Annotated in this window: 17 protein-coding genes; 3 read left to right on the top strand and 14 right to left on the bottom strand. The window is 73.8% G+C overall.

Annotated features, from left to right (window positions below):
- Window positions 1-108 precede the first annotated feature (108 nt).
- The 10 genes from glgB to JQC91_RS04680 all read right to left on the bottom strand — a co-directional run bounded on the left by glgB (window position 109) and on the right by JQC91_RS04680 (window position 14,088).
- Window positions 109-2,292 carry a 1,4-alpha-glucan branching protein GlgB gene (gene glgB, locus JQC91_RS04635; protein ID WP_203285626.1) on the bottom strand — a complete coding sequence of 728 codons (2,184 nt, stop codon included), beginning with the start codon at window positions 2,290-2,292 and terminating at the stop codon, window positions 109-111.
- A gap of 91 nt (window positions 2,293-2,383) precedes the next feature.
- A complete protein-coding gene (locus tag JQC91_RS04640) occupies window positions 2,384-4,717 on the bottom strand; it encodes a glycogen/starch/alpha-glucan phosphorylase (protein WP_203285627.1) in 2,334 nt (777 codons plus the stop codon).
- Between the two features lie 108 nt (window positions 4,718-4,825).
- Window positions 4,826-6,436 carry an alpha-amylase family glycosyl hydrolase gene (locus tag JQC91_RS04645; RefSeq protein ID WP_203285628.1) on the bottom strand — a complete coding sequence of 537 codons (1,611 nt, stop codon included), beginning with the start codon at window positions 6,434-6,436 and terminating at the stop codon, window positions 4,826-4,828.
- A gap of 83 nt (window positions 6,437-6,519) precedes the next feature.
- Window positions 6,520-7,536 (bottom strand): enolase C-terminal domain-like protein, encoded by a 1,017-nt coding sequence (locus JQC91_RS04650; RefSeq protein WP_203285629.1) that lies wholly within the window; start codon window positions 7,534-7,536, stop codon window positions 6,520-6,522.
- Window positions 7,530-8,531, bottom strand: a complete 1,002-nt coding sequence (gene dgcN / locus JQC91_RS04655) for an N-acetyltransferase DgcN (protein ID WP_203285630.1) — start codon at window positions 8,529-8,531, stop codon at window positions 7,530-7,532. The genes JQC91_RS04650 and dgcN overlap by 7 nt, the downstream gene beginning before the upstream one ends.
- A 52-nt stretch (window positions 8,532-8,583) precedes the next feature.
- Window positions 8,584-9,588 (bottom strand): serine hydrolase, encoded by a 1,005-nt coding sequence (locus JQC91_RS04660; RefSeq protein WP_203285631.1) that lies wholly within the window; start codon window positions 9,586-9,588, stop codon window positions 8,584-8,586.
- 116 nt (window positions 9,589-9,704) lie between these two features.
- On the bottom strand, window positions 9,705-11,009 hold the full coding sequence (locus JQC91_RS04665; RefSeq protein ID WP_203285632.1) for a TRAP transporter large permease subunit: 1,305 nt from the start codon (window positions 11,007-11,009) through the stop codon (window positions 9,705-9,707).
- The gene (locus JQC91_RS04670) at window positions 11,006-11,698 is read right to left on the bottom strand and encodes a TRAP transporter small permease subunit (RefSeq protein ID WP_203285633.1); all 693 of its coding nucleotides are present in this window, start codon (window positions 11,696-11,698) and stop codon (window positions 11,006-11,008) included. Before JQC91_RS04670 ends, JQC91_RS04665 begins: the two co-directional genes overlap by 4 nt.
- Window positions 11,699-11,852: 154 nt before the next feature.
- Window positions 11,853-12,824 carry a TRAP transporter substrate-binding protein gene (locus JQC91_RS04675; protein ID WP_203285634.1) on the bottom strand — a complete coding sequence of 324 codons (972 nt, stop codon included), beginning with the start codon at window positions 12,822-12,824 and terminating at the stop codon, window positions 11,853-11,855.
- Between the two features lie 31 nt (window positions 12,825-12,855).
- On the bottom strand, window positions 12,856-14,088 hold the full coding sequence (locus JQC91_RS04680) for an FAD-dependent oxidoreductase (RefSeq protein ID WP_203285635.1): 1,233 nt from the start codon (window positions 14,086-14,088) through the stop codon (window positions 12,856-12,858).
- Here JQC91_RS04680 and JQC91_RS04685 point away from each other — a divergent pair.
- Window positions 14,087-14,917, top strand: a complete 831-nt coding sequence (locus JQC91_RS04685; RefSeq protein ID WP_275296980.1) for an aspartate/glutamate racemase family protein — start codon at window positions 14,087-14,089, stop codon at window positions 14,915-14,917. The two genes, JQC91_RS04680 and JQC91_RS04685, sit on opposite strands and share 2 nt — an antisense overlap.
- 21 nt (window positions 14,918-14,938) lie before the next feature.
- Here JQC91_RS04685 and bchO read toward each other — a convergent pair whose 3' ends face one another.
- Genes bchO through JQC91_RS04705 form a run of 4 tightly spaced genes read right to left on the bottom strand, consistent with a single transcriptional unit; the run spans window position 14,939 to window position 19,057 of the window.
- Window positions 14,939-15,781: an alpha/beta fold hydrolase BchO gene (gene bchO / locus JQC91_RS04690; protein ID WP_203285637.1), complete on the bottom strand. Its 843-nt coding sequence runs from the start codon at window positions 15,779-15,781 to the stop codon at window positions 14,939-14,941.
- Window positions 15,778-17,382, bottom strand: coding sequence for a magnesium chelatase subunit D (locus JQC91_RS04695; RefSeq protein ID WP_343069903.1), 1,605 nt, complete (start codon window positions 17,380-17,382; stop codon window positions 15,778-15,780). The genes bchO and JQC91_RS04695 overlap by 4 nt, the downstream gene beginning before the upstream one ends.
- Entirely contained in the window at window positions 17,379-18,374 is a 996-nt protein-coding gene (gene bchI / locus JQC91_RS04700) for a magnesium chelatase ATPase subunit I (RefSeq protein WP_203285638.1), read from the bottom strand. The genes JQC91_RS04695 and bchI overlap by 4 nt, the downstream gene beginning before the upstream one ends.
- Window positions 18,371-19,057, bottom strand: coding sequence for a spheroidene monooxygenase (locus tag JQC91_RS04705; protein WP_203285639.1), 687 nt, complete (start codon window positions 19,055-19,057; stop codon window positions 18,371-18,373). The genes bchI and JQC91_RS04705 overlap by 4 nt, the downstream gene beginning before the upstream one ends.
- 80 nt (window positions 19,058-19,137) lie before the next feature.
- Between JQC91_RS04705 and JQC91_RS04710 the strand changes: the two genes are divergently transcribed.
- Window positions 19,138-20,694, top strand: a complete 1,557-nt coding sequence (locus JQC91_RS04710) for a phytoene desaturase (protein WP_203285640.1) — start codon at window positions 19,138-19,140, stop codon at window positions 20,692-20,694.
- Complete coding sequence (locus JQC91_RS04715) at window positions 20,691-21,719, top strand: 15-cis-phytoene synthase (protein ID WP_203285641.1); 1,029 nt, start codon at window positions 20,691-20,693, stop codon at window positions 21,717-21,719. The genes JQC91_RS04710 and JQC91_RS04715 overlap by 4 nt, the downstream gene beginning before the upstream one ends.
- Window positions 21,720-21,748: the final 29 nt, after the last annotated feature.

Below are 21,748 nucleotides of genomic sequence, written 5' to 3' on the forward strand. Positions count from 1 at the left end.
GTTCCGAACGCGCCGCTTCGGAAGGGCAGCACTTTCCGTGAACATTAGGTGAAGATACCTAGGATGTCTCGGGTCATCTCACGCCTTGGGTTCAGATGAATGTACACGTCACTCCCCCACCGGCATCAGCATCACCGTTGACAGCGGCGGCAGCGTCAGCACGGCGTGGGCGGGTTGCGCGTGGCGGCCCTCCCCGACCGCCTCCACGCGTCCCATGTTGCCCCGGTTGCCGCCTCCGTAGAGGTCGGCGTCGGTGTTCATCACCTCGCGCCACGCGCCGCCCTGCGGCAGCCCGAGGGCGTAGCCGGTCCGCTCCACCGGGGTCATGTTGCAGACCACCACCACCGGCGGGTCGCCCTCGGCGCCGCGCCGGACCCAAGCGAAGACGCTGTTGGCCGTGTCGTCCCCCACGATCCAGTCGAAGCCCTCCGCCTCGCAGTCCCTGACGTGCAGCGACGGCGTCCCGCGGTAGAGTGTGTTGAGGTCCCGCACGAGCCGCTTCAGCCCCCCGTGCAGCGGGTCGTCCAGCGCGCCCCAGTCCAGCTCCGCGTCGTGGTCCCACTCGGCCCACTGCCCGAACTCCTGCCCCATGAAGAGCAGCTTCTTCCCCGGATGCCCCCACATGAACCCGAAGTAGGCCCGCAGGTTGGCGAACTTCTCCCACCGCTCGCCGGGCATCTTGCGGATCATCGACCCCTTCCCGTGCACCACCTCGTCATGGCTGATCGGCAGGATGAAGTTCTCGCTGAAGGCGTAGTGCAGGCCGAAGGTCATCTGGTGGTGGTGGTGCCGCCGGTGGATCGGCTCGCGCGACATGTAGTCGAGGGTGTCGTTCATCCACCCCATGTTCCACTTGTAGCCGAAGCCCAGCCCGCCCGCGTCCACGCGGCCGGAGACCTGCGGATAGGACGTCGACTCCTCGGCCACCGTCATGATGCCCGGCACCTCGCCATAGGCCATGACGTTGGTGCCCTGCAGGAAGCCGATCGCCTCGTAGTTCTCGCGCCCGCCGTCCTTGTTGGGGATCCACTCCCCCTCCTGGCGGGAGTAGTCGCGGTAGAGCATCGAGGCCACGGCATCCACGCGCAGCCCGTCGAGGTGATACTCCTCCAGCCAGTAGAGCGCGTTGGCCTGCAGGTAGTTGCGCACCTCCGCGCGCCCGTAGTTGTAGATCAGGGTGTTCCAGTCCTGGTGGAACCCCTCCTTCGGGTCCGCGTGCTCGTAGAGATGCGTCCCGTCGAACAGCGCCAGGCCGTGCGGGTCGGTCGGGAAGTGCCCCGGCACCCAGTCGAGCAGCAGGCCGATCCCCCGCGCATGCGCCGCCTCGACGAAGGCGCGCAGCTCGTTCGGCGTCCCGTAGCGGATGGTCGGCGCATAGAGGCCCACGGGCTGGTAGCCCCACGACCCGTCGAAGGGATACTCGCTGATGGGCATCAGCTCGATATGGGTGAAGCCCATGTCGGCCACGTAGTCCACGAGGTCCGAGGCCGCCTCGAGGTAGGACATCCGCCGCCCGTAGGGCCGCCGCCACGATCCAAGATGCACCTCGTAGACGCTGATCGGCGCGGTCCGGGCCTGCCGGTCGGCCCGCACGCCCATCCAGTCGCCGTCGGCCCAGTCGTGCCCCGACAGGTCGCGCACCACCGACGCCTGCTCCGGCGGATGCTCCGCCCCGAAGCCCACGGGGTCCGCCTTCAGCGGCTGCGCCGTGCCGTCCGGGCCGGTGATCGCGTACTTGTAGAACGTGCCCTCGCCCACGCCGGGGACGAACACCTCCCACACGCCGGTCACGCCCCGCCGCCGCATCCCGCCGCGCCGCGGATCCCACAGGTTCCAGCCGCCCACCACGGCCACGCGCCGCGCGCTGGGCGCCCAGACGGCGAAGCGCGTGCCTTGGACGCCCTCGTGCTCCATCGGCTTCGCGCCCAGCACGTGCCACAACCGCCGGTGCGACCCCTCCGAGATGAGGTACTCGTCGACCTCGCCCAGCACGGGGCCGAAGCGGAACGGGTCGTCCGCCTCCCACGCCGCGTCGCCGTTCGTGCCGGCCAAGCGGTAGTCGCGCGACGGCACTGGCCCCCTGAACACCCCGTCGCCCTGCGGCGCCAGCGGATGATCCGCGCCGTCGATACGCGCCGCGAGCGCGGTCGCGCCGGGGTCGAAGGCGGTGACGTGGAGGATGCCGTCGATCTCGTGCGGGCCGAGGATGGCGAAGGGGTCGTCGTGCGTGCCCTCGACGATCCGCGCGGCCGCTTCGGAGGGGACGGGCGGAACGGGGGCGTCGGCTGTCATGTCGGGCGCTATCGGCGGTGGCGGCATCCCGAGTCAACAACGGGGTGCGACACTCCGTTCCCCCGCCCCCGGGACGATGCGTCCGGGGGCGTCACCCGATCGCCTCGATCCCCCAGATATCGGCCATGTAGCCCCGGATCGTCCGGTCCGACGAGAACCAGCCCGACCGCGCCACGTTGCGCGCCGCCATCCCGGTCCAGCCGTCCCCCGCGAAGGCCTCGTCCGCCGCCCGCTGCGCCCGCCAGTAGTCCGCGAAGTCCGACGCCACGAGGAAGTAGTCCGGCCCCGCCACGTTGTCCGCGATCCAGCCGTGCCCGTCGCCGAACGCCCCCGAGCGCACGGCGTCCAGCGCGCGGGCCAGCCGGGGCTCGTCGGCGATGGCCTTCGCCGCGTGGTGGTCGACGGCGCGCCGCGCGTCCACCTCGTCGGCCTTCAGCCCGAACAGGAAGAAGTTCTCCGCGCCCACGTGCTCCCGGATCTCGACGTTGGCGCCGTCCAGCGTCCCCACCGTCACCGCGCCGTTGAGCGCGAACTTCATGTTGCCGGTGCCCGACGCCTCCTTTCCGGCGGTGCTGATCTGCTCGGACAGGTCGGCGGCGGGGATCAGGCGCTCGGCCAGCGTCACGTTGTAGTTGGGCGGATAGACCACCTGCAGCAGGTCGCGCGTCACCGGGTCCGCGTTGATGACCCTAGCGGCGTCGTTGATCAGCCGGATGATCCCCTTGGCGAAGTGGTAGCCCGGCGCCGCCTTGCCCCCGAACACCTTCACCCGCGGCGTCCAGCCCGCCCCCGGATCGTCGCGCATCGCCTGCCACAGCGCGACCGTCTCCAGCAGGTTGAGGTGCTGGCGCTTGTACTCGTGGATGCGCTTGATCTGGACGTCGATCATCGCCGCCGGGTCGATCCGCACGCCCGTCCCCGCCAGCCACGCGGCGAGGTCGGCCTTGTTCGCCCGCTTCACCGCGTCGAACCGCTCGAGGAAGCCCGCGTCGTCCACCGGGAGGTCCGCGAGGCGTTCGAGGTCCGCCTGCCAGCCCTCGCCCACCGCCTCGGTCAGCAGCGCGGCGAGGCGTGGGTTGCATCCTTGGATCCACCGGCGCGGCGTGACCCCGTTCGTCTGGTTCACGATCCGGTCCGGGTGCAGCCGGTGCAGTTCGGCGAAGACGGACCTGGTCATCAGGTCCGAGTGCAGCGCCGACACCCCGTTCACCTTGTGCGCCATCACGAAGGCCAGCGGCCCCATGCCCACTTGCCCGTGCTCGCGGATGGCGACCTTGCGGTCCGGCGCCCGCGCCGCATGCCACTCGTCGATCATCGCGATGATCTCGGCATGGCGCGGCAGCAGGTGCGCCATCAGCCCCTCGGACCACCGCTCCAGCGCCTCGGGCAGCAGGGTGTGGTTCGTGTAGGCGAGGCAGCGGCGCGCCACGTCCACCGCCTCCTCGAAGGACAGCCCCCGCTCGTCGTGCAGCAGGCGGACCAGTTCCGGCCCCGCGATGGCCGGGTGCGTGTCGTTGAGCTGGACCGCCACGCGGTCGGGCAGGTCCTCGGTCGCGATCCCGTCGGTCAGGTCCGCGAGCGCGGCGGCGGTGAAGAAGTATTCCTGCCGCAGGCGCAGCTCCTCGCCCGCCGGGTTGTTGTCGTCCGGGTAGAGCACCCGCCCGATGGCCCGCGCCGCCATCTCGCCCGACTGCGCGCCGACGTGGTCGCCGCCGTTGAACCGCCCGAGGTCGAACGGATCGACCGCGCGCGGCTGCCACAGGCGCAGCACCGCGGCGTGCTGGCCGCCCCAGCCCGGCACCACGAGGTCGTGCGGCTCGGCCTCCAGCACCTCGGCGGGGCGCCAGCGCGCGCGGTCCCCGTGCTCGACATGGCCCCCAAAGCCCACCATGCGCCGCGCGGCGGGCTGCTCGACGGCCCAGACCGGGCGGCGGCGCAGCCAGTCCTCCGGCTCCTCCACCTGGTGCCCGTCCTCGAAGCGCTGCCGGAACAACCCGTGCTCGTAGAGGATGCCGTGCCCCATCGCGGGCGCCCCGATGGTCGCCAGCGACTCGAGGAAGCACGCCGCCAGCCGCCCCAGCCCGCCATTGCCCAGCGCCGGGTCCGGCTCCTCGTGGAACACCGCGTCGGGCGCGAAGCCCAAGGCCTCGATCTGCGCGCGCGCGTCGTCCAGCAGCCCGAGGTTCGACAGCCCGTCCTCCAGCACCCGGCCCACGAGGAACTCCATCGACAGGTAATGCACCCGCTTCATCGTCCCCGCCGCGTCGTCCGTCGCCAGCCGCAGCGCCGCCAGCCGGTCGTTCAGCGCCAGCGACAGCGCCACCCGCACGTCGTCCGGCGAGGCCGTCGCGGGCGTGGCGTGGACGCGGGCGAGCGCCGCATGGAGGTCGAGCGGGGCCGTCGTCACGGGGGCATGGGCGTTCATCGGGCAGGTCCAGCGAAGGGGGGTCGGATTGCGCTAACGGGCGGCGGCGCGGGGCGGAAGGGCCAAGCGACGGGAGCGGCGGGTTTCCCCGACCCCGTCGCATCGACGTCACGTCGTGGCGGGCACGTCCCCGTCGAGATAGGCGTGGCCCGAAGGCGGCAGGGTCAGCACCCCGTCCGACAGGTCCGCGTGGCGCGGCCCGGTCAGCGCCGCGTCGCCCACCGTCACGGCCTTCGCCTCGCTCGACAGGTTGAACAGGCAGGTCAGCGCCGCGCCGTCCTTCTCCCGCACGAAGCCGAGCAGCGGCTCGGGCAGGTCGAGGAAACGCGTCGTCCCCAGCCGGAGCACCTCCGACCCCTGCCGGAACGCGATCGCCGCGCGGTAGGCGTGCAGCACGGAGTCGTTCGACGCCTCCTGCGCGTCCACTGCGCGCGCCGCCTGCTCGGGGCGGACCGGCAGCCACGGCGTCCCCCCGGAGAACCCGGCGTGGTCGGCCCCGGCCTCCCACACCATCGGCGTCCGGCACCCGTCGCGGCCCTTGATCTCCGGCCAGAAGCGCAGCGCCTGCGGGTCCGTCAGCTCGCCATACTCCAGCTCGGTCTCGGTCTGCCCGACCTCCTCGCCCTGGTAGATGCCCACCGACCCCTCGAAGGCCATCAGCATCGCCACCGCCTGCTTGGCCACCGCGTCCACGCTCTCGCCATGCGCCGCCCAGCGCGTCGCGTGCCGCACCACGTCGTGGTTCGAGAACGACCACGACGGCCACCCGTCCGGCGCCAGCCGCCGGAACCCCTCGATCTGCTTGCGGAAGTGGGCGGCGGTGAAGTCCCAGCCCAGCATCTCGAAGCTGTAGGTCATGTGCAGGCGGCCCGGCTCGGTGTACTCGGCCATCAGCTCGATGGCCTTGTCCCCGTCGTCGCCCACCTCGCCCATCAGCGCGCGGTCGTCGTACTCGTCCGTCATCGCCCGCATCCGCTCGAGGAAGGGGACGTTCTCCGGCTGGTTCTTGGAATGCACGTGGGTCTGGAACCCGTAGATCGTCATGGCCCGGTCCCGCTGCGCCTGCGGGGCGGGGGGGTCGGAGCGCAACCGCGCGTCGTGGAAGTAGTAGTTCACCGTGTCCAGCCGGAACCCGTCCACCCCCCGCTCCAGCCAGAAGCGCATGGTGTCGAGCATCGCGGCGCGGACCTCCGCGTTGTGGAAGTTCAGGTCCGGCTGCGACGCGAGGAAGTTGTGGAAGTAGTATTGCCGCCGCGCCGGCTCCCAGTCCCAAGCCGGTCCGCCGAAGATGCCCGCCCAGTTGTTCGGCGGGCTGCCGTCCTCCTGCGGGTCGGCCCAGACGTACCAGTCCGCCTTGGGGTTGTCGCGCGAGCGGCGCGACTCCTCGAACCACGGATGCCGGTCCGACGAGTGCGAGATCACCTGGTCGATCACGACCTTCAGGCCCAGCCCGTGCGCCCGCGCCACGAGCGCGTCGAAGTCCGCCAGCGTGCCGAACAGCGGGTCCACGTCGCCGTAGTCGCTGACGTCGTAGCCCATGTCGTCCTGCGGGCTGGTGAAGAACGGCGACAGCCAGATGCCGTCCACCCCCAGCGAGGCCACGTGGTCCAGCCGCCGCGTGATCCCCGGCAGGTCGCCCACCCCGTCGCCCGTGCTGTCCTGGAACGAGCGCGGGTAGATCTGGTAGATCACCGCGCCCCGCCACCATTCGTCCGCCATCACCGCGCTCCTCGCTCCGCACCCGAAGCGCCCCTATCCCCGCGGGGTTCCCTCCGGAAGCGCTTTCAAGCGAAACGTGACCTTCAGCCCCAGAGCGCCGCCTCCGGCACCGACACCGTCCCGTCCACCGCGACGATCCCCGGCGCCTCGTCCTCCGCCAGCCAGAGCGGCCCGTCCAAATCGACCGGATCGGCCCCGGCGGCCGCCGCCAGCACCGCCCCCGGCGCCATCGCCAGCGACGAGCCCAGCATGCAGCCCACCATGACCGACAGCCCCGCCGCCCGCGCCGCCGCCGCGTCCACCAGCGCCCGCGTCAGCCCGCCGGTCTTGTCCAGCTTCAGGTGCACCGCGTCGTAGGCCCGCGCCAGCGCCGCCATGTCGGCGTCCTTGCGGCACGACTCGTCGGCGCAGAGCACCAGCCCCTCCAGCGCCCCGTCGGCCCGCAGCCGCTCCAGCATCGGCTCGGACCCCTCCGGCACGGGCTGCTCCACCAAGTCGACCCGCGCCGCGCGGCAGGCGTCGAGCAGGTCGTCCAGCTGCCCCTCCGGCGTCCCCTCGTTGGAATCCGTCATCAGCCACGCCTCCGGCCGCGCGTCCCGCACCGCGCGGATGCGGTCGCCGTCGCGCCCGTCGCCTTGGCCCAGCTTCACCTTGATCGCGTCCGTCGGCAGGGTCCGGGCCGCGGCGGCCATCGCCGCCGGATGGTCGATCGACAGCGTCAGCACCGAGCGCATCGCCCCCGGCGCGGGCACGCCCGCGATCTCCCAGACGCGCCGCCCCTCCAGCTCGGCCTGCAGGTCCCACAGCGCGCAGTCCAGCGCGTTGCGCGCGGCGCAGGGCGGCGCGGCGGCCAAGAGACCTGCCCGCGCCGTCTCCGGCCCCTGCCGCAGCGCGTCCGACAGCCAGCCCGCCATCCCCTCGACCTGCGCGGCCACGCCCTCGGGCGTCTCGCCGTAGCGGGCGTAGGGCGCGCACTCCCCGCGCCCCGCCGCACCCTCCCATTCGACGCGGCACCGCACGACCGGCTGCTCGGTCCGCGCGCCCCGCGCGATGGCGAAGGTCCGCGCCAGCGGCAGGCGGTGGACCGCGACGCTCAGCATCTCTGCAGCTCGGCCACGATGGCATCGACGCCGAAGCGCACCGGGTCCGTGGTCGGCAGCCCGTGCTCCGCCTCGATCCCGGCCAGCACCTCGCGCGCCTCCGCCTCCGACAGCGCGGCGGTGTTCACGCAGATGCCAGCGGGCGCGATGTCCGGGTTCGTCACCCGTCCCATCAGCACCGTGGCGTCGATTACCTGCCGGATCGTCGGCAGCGGCGCCTCGACGCCCCGCATGTGCGTCCGCGTCGGCTCGTGGCACACGACGAAGCGGTCCGGCTGCGCCCCGTGCAGCAGGCCCAGCGTCACCCCCGCGAAGGACGGGTGGAACAGCGAGCCCTGCCCCTCCACCACGTCCCAATGGTCGGGGTCCGCGTCGGGCGTCAGCCATTCGGCCGCGCCCGCGATGAAGTCGGCCGCCACCGCGTCCACGGCCACGCCCCGCTCCGCGATCAGGCGCCCGGTCTGGCCCGTCGCGCGGAAGTCCGCGTCCATCCCCGCCGCGCGCATCCCCTTCTCCAAGGCCAGCGCGGTGTACTTCTTGCCGACCGAGCAGTCGGTCCCCACGGCCAGCACCCGCTTGCCCGACCGCTTGGTCCCCTTGCCGGTGGCATAGACCCGGTCGGGCAGGCGCAGGTCCGTGAGGTGCCGCCCCTGCCGGTCCGCGATCTCGCCGAGGTCGGCCACGTCGCGCAGGCGCACGTGCATCCCCGCCGCGATGTCCAATCCCGCATCCAGCGCCCGGCGCAGGTCGTCGATCCACGCCTCCGGCAGCACCCCGCCCGCGTTGACCACGCCGACCACCAGCGTGCCGACGCCCGCCGCCACCGCCTCCTCCGGGGTCATGTCCGGCAGGTCCAGCCGCACCTGCGCCCCGTCGCGCCGCCATTGCGCCGCGCACCACTCGGGGCGCCAATCGAGCACGCCCTGCCCCATCTTCAGGGCCAGCTTGTCCGGCGCGTCGCCGAGATACAGCAGGTAGGGCTTCGTCAGGCTCATCGGATCCTCCGCGCGGGTCGCCCCCGCGTCCTGCGCCCGCCCCGCGCGGCGATCAAGCGCCGTCCGCGACCACCGCGCGGGCGATTTCGTCCATCAGGCCGACGAGGTCGCCGAAATATCCGCCCGAGCGCGCGGGCCGCGTCGGGTCCGAGGTGATGGCGACCGTCAGCCCGAGGTCCGGCACCACGGCCAGCACCTGCCCGCCATAGCCCCGCCCGTAGGCCGCGAAGCGTCCGCCCAGCCGGGTCAGGAACCAGCCGTAGCCGTAGGAGTCGCCCGACCACGGGGACCGCGCGCGCGCCTCCCACGAGGTCCGCAACCACGCCGCCGGCACGACCCGCGCGCCGTCCCACGTGCCGCCCTGCCGCACCATCTCGCCCACGCGGGCGAGGGCGCGCGGCGTCAGCGCCATCTGGTTGCCCCCGAGGTAGCGCCCCTGCGGGTCGCGCTCCCAGCGCGGCAGGTCGATCCCCAGCGGCGCCGCAAGCCAGTCGGTGGCGAGGTCGTGCAGGTCCCGCCCCGTCGCCTCCGCCAGCACCGCGCCCAGCACGTGCCACGTCCCCGTCGAGTAGGTGAACCGCCCGCCCGGCGCGCCCGTGGGCTCGGCGTCCAGCACGTAGCCCACCCAGTCGTCGCTCCCGACCCACGCGCCGTAGTTCGGCCCCGAGGTCGAGGGCAGCCCCGTCCGCATCGACAGCAGGTGCCCGACCGTCAGGTCGTCGCGCGCGTCCCCCGCAGGCGCCCGGCCCAGCAGGGGCAGAACCCGCGCCTCCGGCCCCGCCAGATGCCCCCGCTCGATGGCGATCCCGGTCAGCAGCGCGAGCAGCGTCTTGGACACCGACTTCACGTTCGCCACTCGGGCAAGCCCCGGCCCGCGCGGCGCCGTCGCCAGCACCTCCGCCCCGTCCCGCATCACGATCAGCGCGTGCAGTTGCTCCAGCCCCGCCGCCCGCGCCGCGACCCCCTCCAGCGCGGCCCCCTGCGCGCGGAGCAGGGAAGGCGCCACGACGGGCGCGGCGAGGAGCGGGGCGAGCAGGGCGCGGCGGGACAGGGTCATCGCGGGGAGGTGGGGCCGGGGTCCCCGGATGGAAAGGACGCCCTCACGGTATCGTCACCCCCCTTTCTTGGCGGAAATATCCCGGGGGTCCGGGGGCTGGCCCCCGGCGCCCCCCGCTACCGCTGCCGGATCGTCTCCGGCAGCCACGTCGCCAGCTGCGGGAACGCCACGAGGATCACCACCATCAGCAGCATCAGCCCCACCATCGGCAGCGCGACGCGTGCGATGTAGCCGATGTCGTGCCGCGTCATCCCCTGCAGCACGAAGAGGTTGAACCCGATGGGCGGCGTCACCTGCGCCATCTCCACGACGACGACCACGAAGATGCCGAACCAGATCAGGTCGATCCCCGCCTGCCGCACCATCGGCTCGACGATGGCCATGGTCAGCACGACGGACGAGATGCCGTCGAGGAACATGCCGAGGATGATGTAGAACACCGTCAGCGCCGCGATCAGCGTGATCGGCGACAGGCCCATCCCGTCGATCCACGCCGCCAGCGCGCGGGGCAGGCCGGTGAACCCCATCGAGAGCGACAGGAACGCCGCCCCCATCAGGATCAGCGCGATCATGGCGCTCGTCCGCGTCGCCCCCATCAGCGCCGTGGCGAAGGTCGTCCAGTTCAGCGACCCTTGCGCGAAGGCCAGCACCAGCGCCCCGATCACGCCCACGGCGGCGGCTTCGGTCGCGGTGGCGTAGCCCAGATACATGGACCCGATCACGGCCGTCACCAGCAGCAGCACGGGGATCAGGAAGCGCGACTCGGCCAGCGTCTCGCCCCAGCCCATGCGCGGCTCGGGCGCGGGCCGCTGGTCGGGCCGCACGTAGTGCCACCCCACGATGTAGAGCGCGAAGAGCGAGGCCAGCACGAGGCCGGGGATCACCCCCGCCATGAAGAGCTGCGTGATGCTCTCGTTGATCGACACCCCGTAGACGATCAGCGTCAGCGAGGGCGGGATCATCAGGCCCAAGGTCGCCGCCCCCGCCAGCGTCCCGATGATCATCGGCTCGGGATAGCCGCGCCGCCGCAGTTCCGGGATCGACATCTTGCCCACCGTCGTCAGCGTCGCCGCCGACGACCCCGACACGGCCGCGAAGATCGTGCAGCCCGCGATGTTGGTGTGCAGCAGCCCGCCCGGCAGCCCGCGCAGCCACGGCGCCAGCCCCCGGAACATGTCCTCCGACAGCCGCGTGCGATACAGGATCTCGCCCATCCAGATGAACAAGGGCAGCGCCGTCAGCGTCCACGACGAGGACGCCGCCCAGATCATCGTCACCATCGCGTCGCCCGCCGGCCGCGTGGTGAACAGCTCCATCCCCACCCACGCCACGCCCATCAGCGCCAGCCCGACCCAGACGGACCCGCCCAAGAGCGCGAACAGCACGAACAGGAACACCGCCGTCGCCATCAACTCGGTCATTCCACCACCTCCCCGCGGATCGCCGTCTCGCGCGTGGCCAAGAGCCGCGTCAGCATGTCCCACAGGCACGCCGCCAGCAGGATCGCCCCCGCCGACATGGCCAGCTGCGGGATCCAGATCGGCGTGTAGACCCAGCCCTCCGCCGCCCCGATTCCCGCGAGGTCCAAGGAGAACAGCGCCACCACCCATTCCGGCAGGTAGTCCTGCCCCTGCGTCCGGTCGTTCAGCATCTCCGACAGGATGTTCGCCTTCACCGCGAACCGCGCGAAGTAGGTGGCCGTGAGCGCGGCGATCCACGTCGCCACCGCGTCCAGCCCGTAGGTGAAGCGGGGGCTCGGCACGTTCAGCAGGATGCCCACCCGGATATGCGCCCCCCGCGTCAGCGCGTGGGCCAAGGCGAAGAACGACGTCGCCGCCATCGCGTAGCCCGCGTAGTTCGTCGACCCCGAGAAGGTGATTCCCGCCCAGCGCGCGATCATCTGCGCCACGATCAGCCCGAGGATCGTCACCATCCCGCAGGCCGCCACCACGCCCGCGGCCAGGTAGACCCGGTCCAGCACCCGCCAGACGGGCCGCAGCGCGGCGGCCATCGGCCCCGGCGCCACCGCGCAGGCGACGGCCAAGAGCGTCGGCAGAACGAATAGCCACGCCCACAGCGGCAGCCCCAGCCACGGTTGCCAGTCCCTCATGCGACCCCTCTCATGCGAACGCCCCGGCCCCCGGGCCGGAGCCTCCCTCGAACCCCTGCGCCATCCTCGCGGAGCGGGAGGCGTCTGTCGATGGAGGCCCCGGCCCGCGGCCGGGGCGTGTGGTCCCGCGGCCCCGCATGGGGCCGCGGACCGGTCAGTTGCCCATGTACGCGTCCATGATCGCCTGTCCCGCCTCGCCCGTGTCGGCCAGCCACTGCTCCTGCATCGACGCGCCGATCTCCTGCAGCTGGTCCGCGAACGCGCCGCTGGCGTCCGTCACGGTCATGCCGTTCTTCTCCAGCTCCTCGAAGTAGAAGTTGGTCAGCTCCTCGGACTTGGCGCGGCACGCCTCGCCCGTCTCGGCGGCGGCCTGCTCCACGCCCGCGCGCACCTCGTCGGACAGCTCGTCCCACGCGCCCGCGTTCACCATGACGTAGTTGCGCGGCATCCACGCGTTGACCTTGTAGTAGTGGGACAGGTGCTCCCACACCTTGCGGTCGTAGCCCGTCGCGCCCGACGAGATGAACGCCTCCGCCACGCCCGTCGCCAGCGCCTGGGACAGCTCGGCGGCCTCCACCTGCACCGGCACCATGCCCAGCGCCTCGGCGAAGGTCGCCGTCGCCGTGTTGTAGGAGCGGAACTTCACGCCCTGCGTGTCGTCCGACGACTCCACCGCCTTGTTGAAGTAGAAGCCCTGCCCCGGCCACGGACAGGTGTAGAGCACCACGAGGTTCTGCTCGCCCAGCACCTCCTCGACGGTCGGCTTGGCCGCCTGCCACAGCGCCTCGTTCTCGTCGAAGGAGGTCGCCACGAAGGGCACGTTGTCCCACGCGAGGATCGGATCCTCGTTGGCATGCGCCGACATCAGGCGCTCGCCGATCGGCACCTGCCCGGTCTGCACGGCGCGCTTGATCTCGCCGCCCCCGAACAGGCTGCCGCCCGGATGGACCGTGATGTCCAGCGCGCCGTCCGTGTACTCGCGCACCTTGTCCGCGAACTCGACGCCCATCTCCGAGTGGAAGTTGGAGGCCGAGTAGGCCATCGGCATGTCCCACGCGGTCGCGTGCCCGTCGGCCAGCGCGCCGGTCGCCACCATCGCCAGAGCGGCGGTCATCATCGTCTTCATCGTTTCTCTCCCCGTCGGACTCGGTTCGGTCCTAGACGAACCTAAGCGGATCGAAGGGCGCCCTGTCCACGTTCGATCTTCGCCCCGCGATCACGTCCGCCACCATGCGCCCCGTCTTCGGCCCCGCCGTCAGGCCGACGTGATGGTGCCCGAAGGCCGCGATCACGCCCGTCTCCCGCACCTCCCCGATCAGCGGCAGGCTGTCGGACGGCGCGGGACGGAAGCCCAGCCACGCCTCGTCCGGCTCCGCCGTCAGGCCGGGGAAGGTTTCCCGCACCCGCCGCCTCATCAGGTCCAGCGCGGGCCTCGACCGCGCGCCGTCCATGCCCCCCAACTCCACGATCCCCGCGCAGCGCAGCCCCGCCGCGACGGGGGTGGCGACGAACTTCGCCCCCGCCAGCATCAGCGGGATCGAGGGCCGCACCTCCGGCGCGCGCCACACGAGGTGATACCCCCGCTCGGCGGCCAAGGGCACGTCGATCCCCAGCCGCATCATCAACGGCCCCGACCACGCCCCCGCGGCCACCACGACCCGGTCGCAGGGGATCGGCCCCTCCCCGGTCTCGACCGCCACGACGCGCCCGCCCTCCAGCGTCACGTCCCGCACCTCCGCGCGGCGCACCGTCCCGCCCTCGCGCTCCAGCTGCGCGGCCAAGGCGGCGACGTAGCCGCCGGGGTCCAGCACCATCCCATGCTCGCGCAGCACCGCCATCAGCCCCGCCGCCGGCCCCAAGGACGGCTCCCGCTCCCGCACGGCGGCGCCCTCGACGATCTCCGGCACGAACCCGGCTGCGGCGCGCAGGCCCCAGCCATAGGCGTCCGCCTCCCACGCCGCCCGGTCCGCATAGACGTAGGCGTAGTCGCAGGCCGCGAGGTATCGCGCCGCCTCGGTCCCCGCCGCCAAGGCCTCGTGCTGCTCCACGCTGTCGGCGACGACATGCGCCAGCCCGTCGGCGATCCGCGCCGTGTCGGCGGCGTTCGCGTGGGACAGATACCGCGCCAGCCACCCCGCCATCCCCGGCAGCTTGGCCCAGCGCAGGAACAACGGCTCGCTAGGGTCCAGCGCCATCCGCAGCCCCCGCCGCATCAGCCCCGGCGTCGTCACCGGCACGACCGAGCACCGCGCGAGCACCGCCCCGTTGCCGTAGGACGCCCCCGCCGCCGGCCCCTCGCGGTCCACCAGCACCACCTCGTGCCCGTCCCGCCGCGCCCAGAGCGCCGACGCCACGCCCACGATCCCCGCCCCGATCACCACGACCTTCATGGGCCGACGCTGCCGCCCGCCCCGCGCACCGTCCACCCCCCTTTCTTGGCCGAAATATCCCGGGGTCCGGGGCAGCGCCCCGGTCGCCCTCCGCCTTCCCGAACGGCCCGGAATCGCGCACACCGCCCCCATGATCGGCATCCTCATGCTCGACACGCGCTTCCCCCGCCCGCCGGGCGACGCGGGGAATCCCGCGACGTGGCCCTTCCCCGTCACCATCCGCCGCGTCCCCGGCACCACGCCCGAGGCCGCCGTCCGCCGCGACCCGGACGCCCTCCTCGACGCCTTCGCCGCCGAAGGCCGCGCGCTGGTGGCCGGGGGCTGCGCCGGGCTGGCGACGACCTGCGGCTTCCTCGCCCCGCTCCAGTCCCGCCTCGCCGCCGCCTGCGGCGTGCCGGTCGTCGCCTCCGCGCTGACCCTCTGCGCCCCCTTGGCCGCGACGGTCCCCGGCGGGCGGGTCGGCATCCTCACCATCGAGGCCGCCTCCCTGACCCCCGCCCACCTCCACGCCGCCCGCGTCCCCGAGGGCACCCCCGTCGAGGGCCTCGACGGCACCCACATGGCCGACCGCATCCTGTGCGATTCGCCCGACCTCGACGTCGCGCGGGCCCGCGTCGAGATGGTCGCCGCCGCCCGCCGCCTCGCCGCCCGCGCGCCGCTCGGTGGGATCGTCCTCGAATGCGCGAACATGGGCCCCTACGCGGCGGACGTAGCCGCCGCGACCGGGCTGCCGGTCCACTCGATCCTGACCGCCGTGGGGTGGCTCCACGCCGGGCTGCGGCCCAGTGCATGGGCGCATCCGCCGGGGGTGCCCCTCGTTACAAGGTAACACCCGCTCCGGCCCGGACCGTTACAGTATCACAGGGCGCATCGCCTCCAGCACCGTCTCCGGGGCCTCCTCGTGGGCCAGATGCCCCAGCCCACCGAGCACCTGCAGCGAGGCGTCGGGCAGCCGCGCCAACATCTCCCGGCTCACCTTCGGCGGCACGGTCCCGTCCCTGTCGCCGGCCAGCAGCAGCACCGGCGCCCCGTGCCGCGCCGCGTCCCGGTGCAGCCGCCGCAGGTCCCACGACGCCATCTTCGCGAGCGCCCCGGACACGTGCGCCCGGTCCGACAGCAGCGCGTGATAGAGGCGCAGCCCCTCCTCGTCGATCCGGCTCCCCGTCCGCTCCAAGAGCTGGCGCGTCCGCCGCGGCGACGACATCGCGGTGAACAGCGGGACGGTCAGCGGGTTCACCGCCAAGGCCTTGGCCATGAAGGGAAACAGCCACGCCGCGAAGCCGTCGAACAGCGCCCACGCCCCGTTGATCGCCGCCACGGGCCGCGGCCCCCGGTCGAGCGACAGCCGCAGCGCGACCGTCGCTCCGGCTGAGTGCCCGACGAGGGCGGACGGCTCCACCTCCAGCACGTCCAGCAACGTCCCCAGATCCTCCGCCATCGCGTCCAGCCCCGCCCGCCCCGGCACCGACGTGGTAAACCCGTGCCCCGGCAGGTCGACCGCGATGCAGTCGTGCGTCTCGGCCAAGAGCGGCATCAGGCCACGCCACGAATGCGTCGCCGCCCCCGCCCCGTGCAGCAGCAGCAGCACCGGCCCCTGTCCCATCCGCTGCACGTGCCACCGATGCGGCCGCGCATCCACGAAGCGGCTGTGCGCGGCGTGGGGCCAGCGGTCGGCCCACTCGCTCCAGTTCACAGCGCGTCCACCAGCCGCCCCTTGTCCGCGCGCGGCAGCGGGATGCACGGCCCGTCCATCAGGCCCGCGAGGTCGCGCAGTTGCGGCGTCGGGCGGGTGCCGGTGTCGACCACGAGCGCGGGCACGCCGCGCGACCGGACGAGGCGGGACATGGCCTCGGCGTCGGACCACGCCTGCGGGCGGCCCGGCGTGCCGTCGCGCGCCACGTTGGGCCGCCCGTCGGTCATCAGCACCAGCGCGGGGTCGAGGCCGTGGCGCCGGGCCTGCAGCGAGAGCGTCAGCGCGGCCTCCAGCCCCGCAGCCAGCGGCGTCCCCCCGCCGCCGGGCAGCCCGGCGAGGCGGCGCTTGGTGCGCACGAGCGAGCGGGTCGGCGGCAGCAGCACCTCGGCCCCGTGCCCCCGGAAGCCCACCAGCGCGACTTGGTCCCGCTTGGCGTAGGCCTCGGCCAAGAGCAGCTCGACCGCGCCCTTCGCCTCGGCCAGCCGGTGCGCGGCGGCGGAGCCGGAGGCGTCGACGACGAACACGACCAGCCGCTCGGAGCGGTCCTCGTGGCGGCGCCAGCGGAAGTCGGCGGCCCGAACCTTGAGGCCCGCCTGCAGCGATCCGCCCCGCAGACGCTGCCACGGGGCCGCGGCGCGCAGCGTGGCGAGCAGGTCGAGGCGGCGCCCGTCCCGGCGGCCCGGACGCGGCGGAAGCGGTCGGCCCCGCTTGGCGTCCCGGCGCGCCGCGCCGGAGCCGTCGCCCGAGGAGCGGTGCGTCGAGGCGAGGCGGGCGAGCAGGTCCTCGGGCAGGACCGCGCGGGCCGCGTCGAGCAGGCGGTCGGGGGCGGGGCCGGTGGCCTCGGCGCTCTCGCCTCCGGCCTCGCGCGGCTCGACGGGCGGGGGAGGGGGCGCGTCGGCCTCCTCCGCCTCCGGGAGGCGGGTGGCGCGCGGGGCGAGCACCGTCTCGACGGCGAAGCGGAGGTGATCGTCGGTGACGTCGCCGCCCGTCGCGACGGCGGCGGCGCGGGCGACGCGCAGGGCGAGGGCCGGAGCGCGCAGCGAGGCGATCCCGAGGGCGAAGGCGGTCTGGACGAGGCGCGGCGCGGCGTCGTCGGGCATCCGGGGGGTGCCGTGCGGTTCGAATCCGCCCAGCGGGTCCGCGACCGCGCCCCACGGGAGGCCGTCGAGGTCGAGATGGAAGGCGAGGCGGTCGAGCAGGGCGGCGGGGGCCGTGGCCTCCTCCCCCTCGTCCAGCGCCACCAGCGCGCGCCCGTCGTCCAGCGCGCGGGCGAGGCGGCCGGCGAGGGCAGGCGCGCATCGCTCCGCCATGGGGAGCACGAGCAGGCCATCGCGGGCCAGCAGCCCCGCGCGGTGGATCGGACGCCCCGCCTCCAGCGTGGCCGTCAGGTCGAGCCCGCCGAGCAGCGCCTCGTCCCCGATGTCGGGATGCAGGCGGACCTGCGGGGCGGGCAATCCAGCGCACCAGAGGTCGCGGACGGGACCGGCGCGGGCGCGCAGGTGCGCGCCGAGGCCGGGATCGACGTGCAGGCACCGCAGCGCCAGCGCGGCGCGCGCCCAGCGGGCCCCGTGAGCCTCGTGGGCCGCGCGGGCCTCGATCACGCCAGCACCTCCTCCACCGCGCGCCCGACGCGCGCGCCGCTGCCCGCCTCGTCCAGCGGGTCGCGGCGGAGGCGGTGGCGCAAGGCCATCGGCGCCACCCGCCGGACGTGGTCGCGGGCGACGCGGTCCGCGCCGTCATGGGCGGCCAGCGCGCGGGCCGCGCGCAGCAGCGTGAGCTCGCCGCGCAGACCGTCGGAGCCGAGCGCGATGCAGAGTTCCGCGCAGTCGCGCAGCACGTCGTCGCCCGCCACGACATCGCGCACCCTCTCGCGGGCGGCGACGACAGCCGCGCGCGCGGCGGCCTGCGCCTCCGCCCAGTCCGCGCGGTAGCCCGCGGGATCGCGGTCGTAGGCGTCGCGGCGGCGCACGACCTCGACCCGCTCGTCCACCGTGCCGGGCGAGGCGACCTCGACCGACAGGCCGAAGCGGTCGAGCAGTTGGGGCCTGAGTTCCCCCTCCTCGGGGTTGCCGGAGCCCACGAGGACGAAGCGGGCGGGGTGGCGGACGGACAGGCCCTCGCGCTCGACGACGTTCTCGCCGGACTGGGCGACGTCGAGCAGGAGGTCGACGACGTGGTCCTCCAAGAGGTTGATCTCGTCGATGTAGAGGTAGCCCCGGTTGGCGCGGGCCAGCAGCCCCGGCTCGTAGGCCTTGCGCCCCTCGCGCAGCGCCGCCTCGATGTCGAGCGCGCCGGTCACGCGGTCCTCCGTGGCGCCGAGGGGCAGGTCCACGACGGGGGTGGGACGGGTGGTGGTCGCGCCGGTCTCGCCGACCCAGTCGGGCACGTCCTCGGGCCGGGCGGAGTTGCAGGGGCAGCCCTCGACCACCTCGATCGGCGGCAGCAGGTCGGCCAGCGCGCGCACGGCCGTCGACTTGCCCGTGCCGCGGTCCCCGAACACGAGGACGCCGCCGACGCCCGGGTCGATGGCGGTGAGCGTGAGAGCAAGACGCATCTCGTCCTGACCGACGATGGCGGCGAAGGGGAAGGTCATGCGAAGGCCTCCGCCGGGGTGCCGTTCCACGTGCCGCGCGCGCCGGTCACGCGGAAGCGGGCGTAGAGATCCTCGGAGAAGAGGCTCTCCTCGCGCACGGCGCGGATGGCGCGGGCATGGGGGGTGTCGCCGCGCGCGAAGCGGGCCATCGCCGCCGCGTCGGGCCAGAGGGTGAAGGTCGCCTGCCGGAGGTAGGGCAACTCGCCCAGACCCACGCGGAAGGTCATGGCCGACGGCTCGATCGTCGGGTCAATGCGCGGGACGTGGGCCCAGAAGCGCCGCGCCTTGGTGGGGCGGATCGTGCCGCGGGTGAGCGAGGCGAGGGGGCCGTCCGCCGCCGGGGCGGGCTGGAACGGCGCCTTGCGCGACCAGCGCCCGCGCGACGCGGTGGGCGTCATGGTCAGGTCCATCGTCTCGTCCGCCCGTCCGCGCCACGCGTCGAAGACCGGCGCGGCGAGGCCCCGGGCGGCGGCGCGGGCGTCGCGCCAGACGCACAGGATCGCCCAAACGGCGGTGTTCGGCACCGGGCGGAAGCCGAGGCCGGAGCCCGAGCCCATGAGCTTGAAGAAGGAGAGGTCCGGCATCGCCGACAGCGGCAGCCGGGCGGCCCCCATCTGGAGGAACGCCCAAGCGCGGTCGCGCCACCGCGGCAGGCGGAACAGCGAGAGGGTCACGGTCTGCATGATCGTCTCCGGTCGTCGCGGTCAGTAAACCTTGTGGGGCACCCGAGTGTCAATCATACTAGACACCCGGAGGTGCCCGCATGACGCGACACGAGCAGACGACCCCCGACGCCCGCTCCCACGCCGTGGTGATCGGCGCGGGCCTCGGCGGGCTGGCCGCCGCGATGCGGCTAGGCGCGCAGGGCTGGCGGGTGACGGTGGTGGACCGGCTCGACGTGCCGGGCGGGCGCGCCTCGTCGATCTCCTCCGGCGGGCACCGCTTCGACCTCGGGCCGACGATCGTGACCGCGCCGTCGGTGTTCCAGCGGCTCTGGGCCGCCTGCGGGCTGCGGTTCGAGGACGACGTGGACCTGCGCCCCCTCGACCCGTTCTACCGGATCGCGTGGCCGGACGGATCGCATCTCGACTGCACCGGGGACGAGGAGCGGATGGCGGAGGAGGTGGCCCGCCTGTCGCCCAGCGACGTGGCGGGGTGGCGGCGGTTCCTGCGGGACTCGGAGGCGCGCTACCGCGTCGGCTACGAGGGTATGCTCACCAAGCCGATGCACCGGCTCCGGGCCACGGCCGAGGTGCTGCCGACCTTCGCGCGGCTCCGGGCCGACGAATCGATCCACACCTTGGCGTCGAAGCGCGTGAAGGACGCGCGGCTGCGCATGGCGCTGTCGTTCCACCCGCTCTTCATCGGGGGCGACCCGACCAAGGTGACGTCCATGTACGCGCTGGTCTCCCACCTCGAGGCCAAGGAGGGCGTCCACTACTGCATGGGCGGCGTCGGCGCGATGGCATGGGCGATGGCCGGGGTCGTGGCGCGGCAGGGGGGCTCGGTCCGGCTCGGGGCGCAGGTCGATTCGATCGTCCTCGACGGCGGCCGCGCGGCCGGCGTGAGGCTGACCGACGGCGCGTCGATCCATGCGGACGCGGTGGTGTCCAACGCGGACCCCGGCCATCTCTACGACACGCTGCTGCGGGACGCGCCGCGCAAGCGCTGGACCAAGCGCCGCCTGAAGCGGTCGAAGTGGTCCATGGGCCTGTTCGTCTGGCACTTCGGCACCGAGGGCACGCGCGATCTCTGGCCCGAGGTGGGACATCACACGATCCTGTCCGGCCCCCGCTACACCGGCCTGCTGCGCGACGTGTTCCGCGAGGGGCGGCTGGCGGAGGACATGAGCCTCTACGTCCACCGGCCCTCCGTCACCGATCCCACCAGCGCGCCCAAGGGGGGCGACACGTTCTACGCCCTCTCGCCGGTGCCCCATCTCGGCCACCGCGATCCGGTGCGCTGGGCCGAGGAGGCGGAGCGCTATCGCCGCCGGGTGCAGGACGTCCTCGAGGAGCGGCTCCTGCCGGGGCTCGGGGCCCGCGTCACGCAGTCCATGTGCCTGACGCCCGAGGACTTCCGCGCGCGCTACCTCTCGCCGCACGGCTCGGGCTTCTCGATCGAGCCGCGCATCCTGCAGTCGGCGTGGTTCCGGCCCCACAACCTCTCGGAGGAGGTGCCGGGCCTCTACCTCGTCGGCGCGGGGACCCATCCCGGCGCGGGCCTGCCGGGCGTGGTCGCCTCGGCGGAGGTGGTCGCCGCCCTCGTCCCGCCCGCGAACGCGGTCGAGGCGCCCGCCTTCCGCGAGGCCGCCGAATGAGCGACGCCGACCTCGACCACTGCCGCGCCGCGATCCGCACAGGCTCGCACAGCTTCCACGCCGCCTCCCGCCTGCTGCCCCGCCGCGTGGCCGATCCGGCCAAGGTGCTCTACGCGTTCTGCCGCCTCGCCGACGACGCCGTGGACGAGACCGCGCCCGATCACCGCGCGAGCGCCGTGCTGCGCCTGCACGACCGCTTGGAGCGGGTCTACGCCGGCCGGCCCATGGAGGCGCCGACCGACCGCGCCTTCGCCCGCGTGGTCGAGGCGAGCGAGATGCCGCGCGCCCTCCCCGAGGCGCTGCTGGAGGGGCTGGCGTGGGACGCGCAGGGGCGGCGCTGCGCCACGCGGTCCGACCTCCTCGCCTACTCGGCGCGCGTGGCCTCCTCCGTGGGCGCCATGATGTGCGTGCTGATGGGGGTGCGCGACCGCGACGCGCTGGCGCGGGCCTGCGACCTCGGGGTGGCGATGCAGCTGACCAACATCGCCCGCGACGTGGGCGAGGATGCCCGGGCGGGACGCCTCTACCTGCCGCTGGACTGGCTGGCCGAGGCGGGCGTCGACCCGGTGGCGTTCCTGTTCGACCCCTCGGCCACCCCGGAGATCCGAGCGCTCACGGCGCGCCTCCTCGACGAGGCGCAGCGGCTCTACTGGCGCTCCGAGGCGGGGGTGCGCGCGCTGCCCCTCGGCGCGCGGCCCGGCATCCTCGCGGCGCGGCACGTATACGCGGCGATCGGAGGGCAGGTGCGCCGCGGCGGGCACGACAGCGTCGCGCGGCGGGCGGTGACCTCGAAGGGCCGCAAGGTCGGCCTGCTCGGCGTGGCCTTCGCGCAGGCCGCGCTGACCGCCCTCCTGCCGCGGTCCGCCGTGCTCCATGCCCGCCCCTTGGAGGAGACCGCGTTCCTCGTCGACGCCGCCGCGGCGCCCGACCGCCCGGGCTGGTCCGCCCCCGTGCTCGACGCGCTGGCGCAGCTCGCGGCGCAGGACCGCGCCCGCGCCGGCGCCGTCGCCGTTGCGGCGGAGTAGACGCGCCGCCGCCGCGGCATAGGTGCGGC

Source organism: Jannaschia sp. Os4 (assembly GCF_016820245.1).
In the GTDB taxonomy this organism is placed as follows: Bacteria; Pseudomonadota; Alphaproteobacteria; order Rhodobacterales; family Rhodobacteraceae; genus Jannaschia.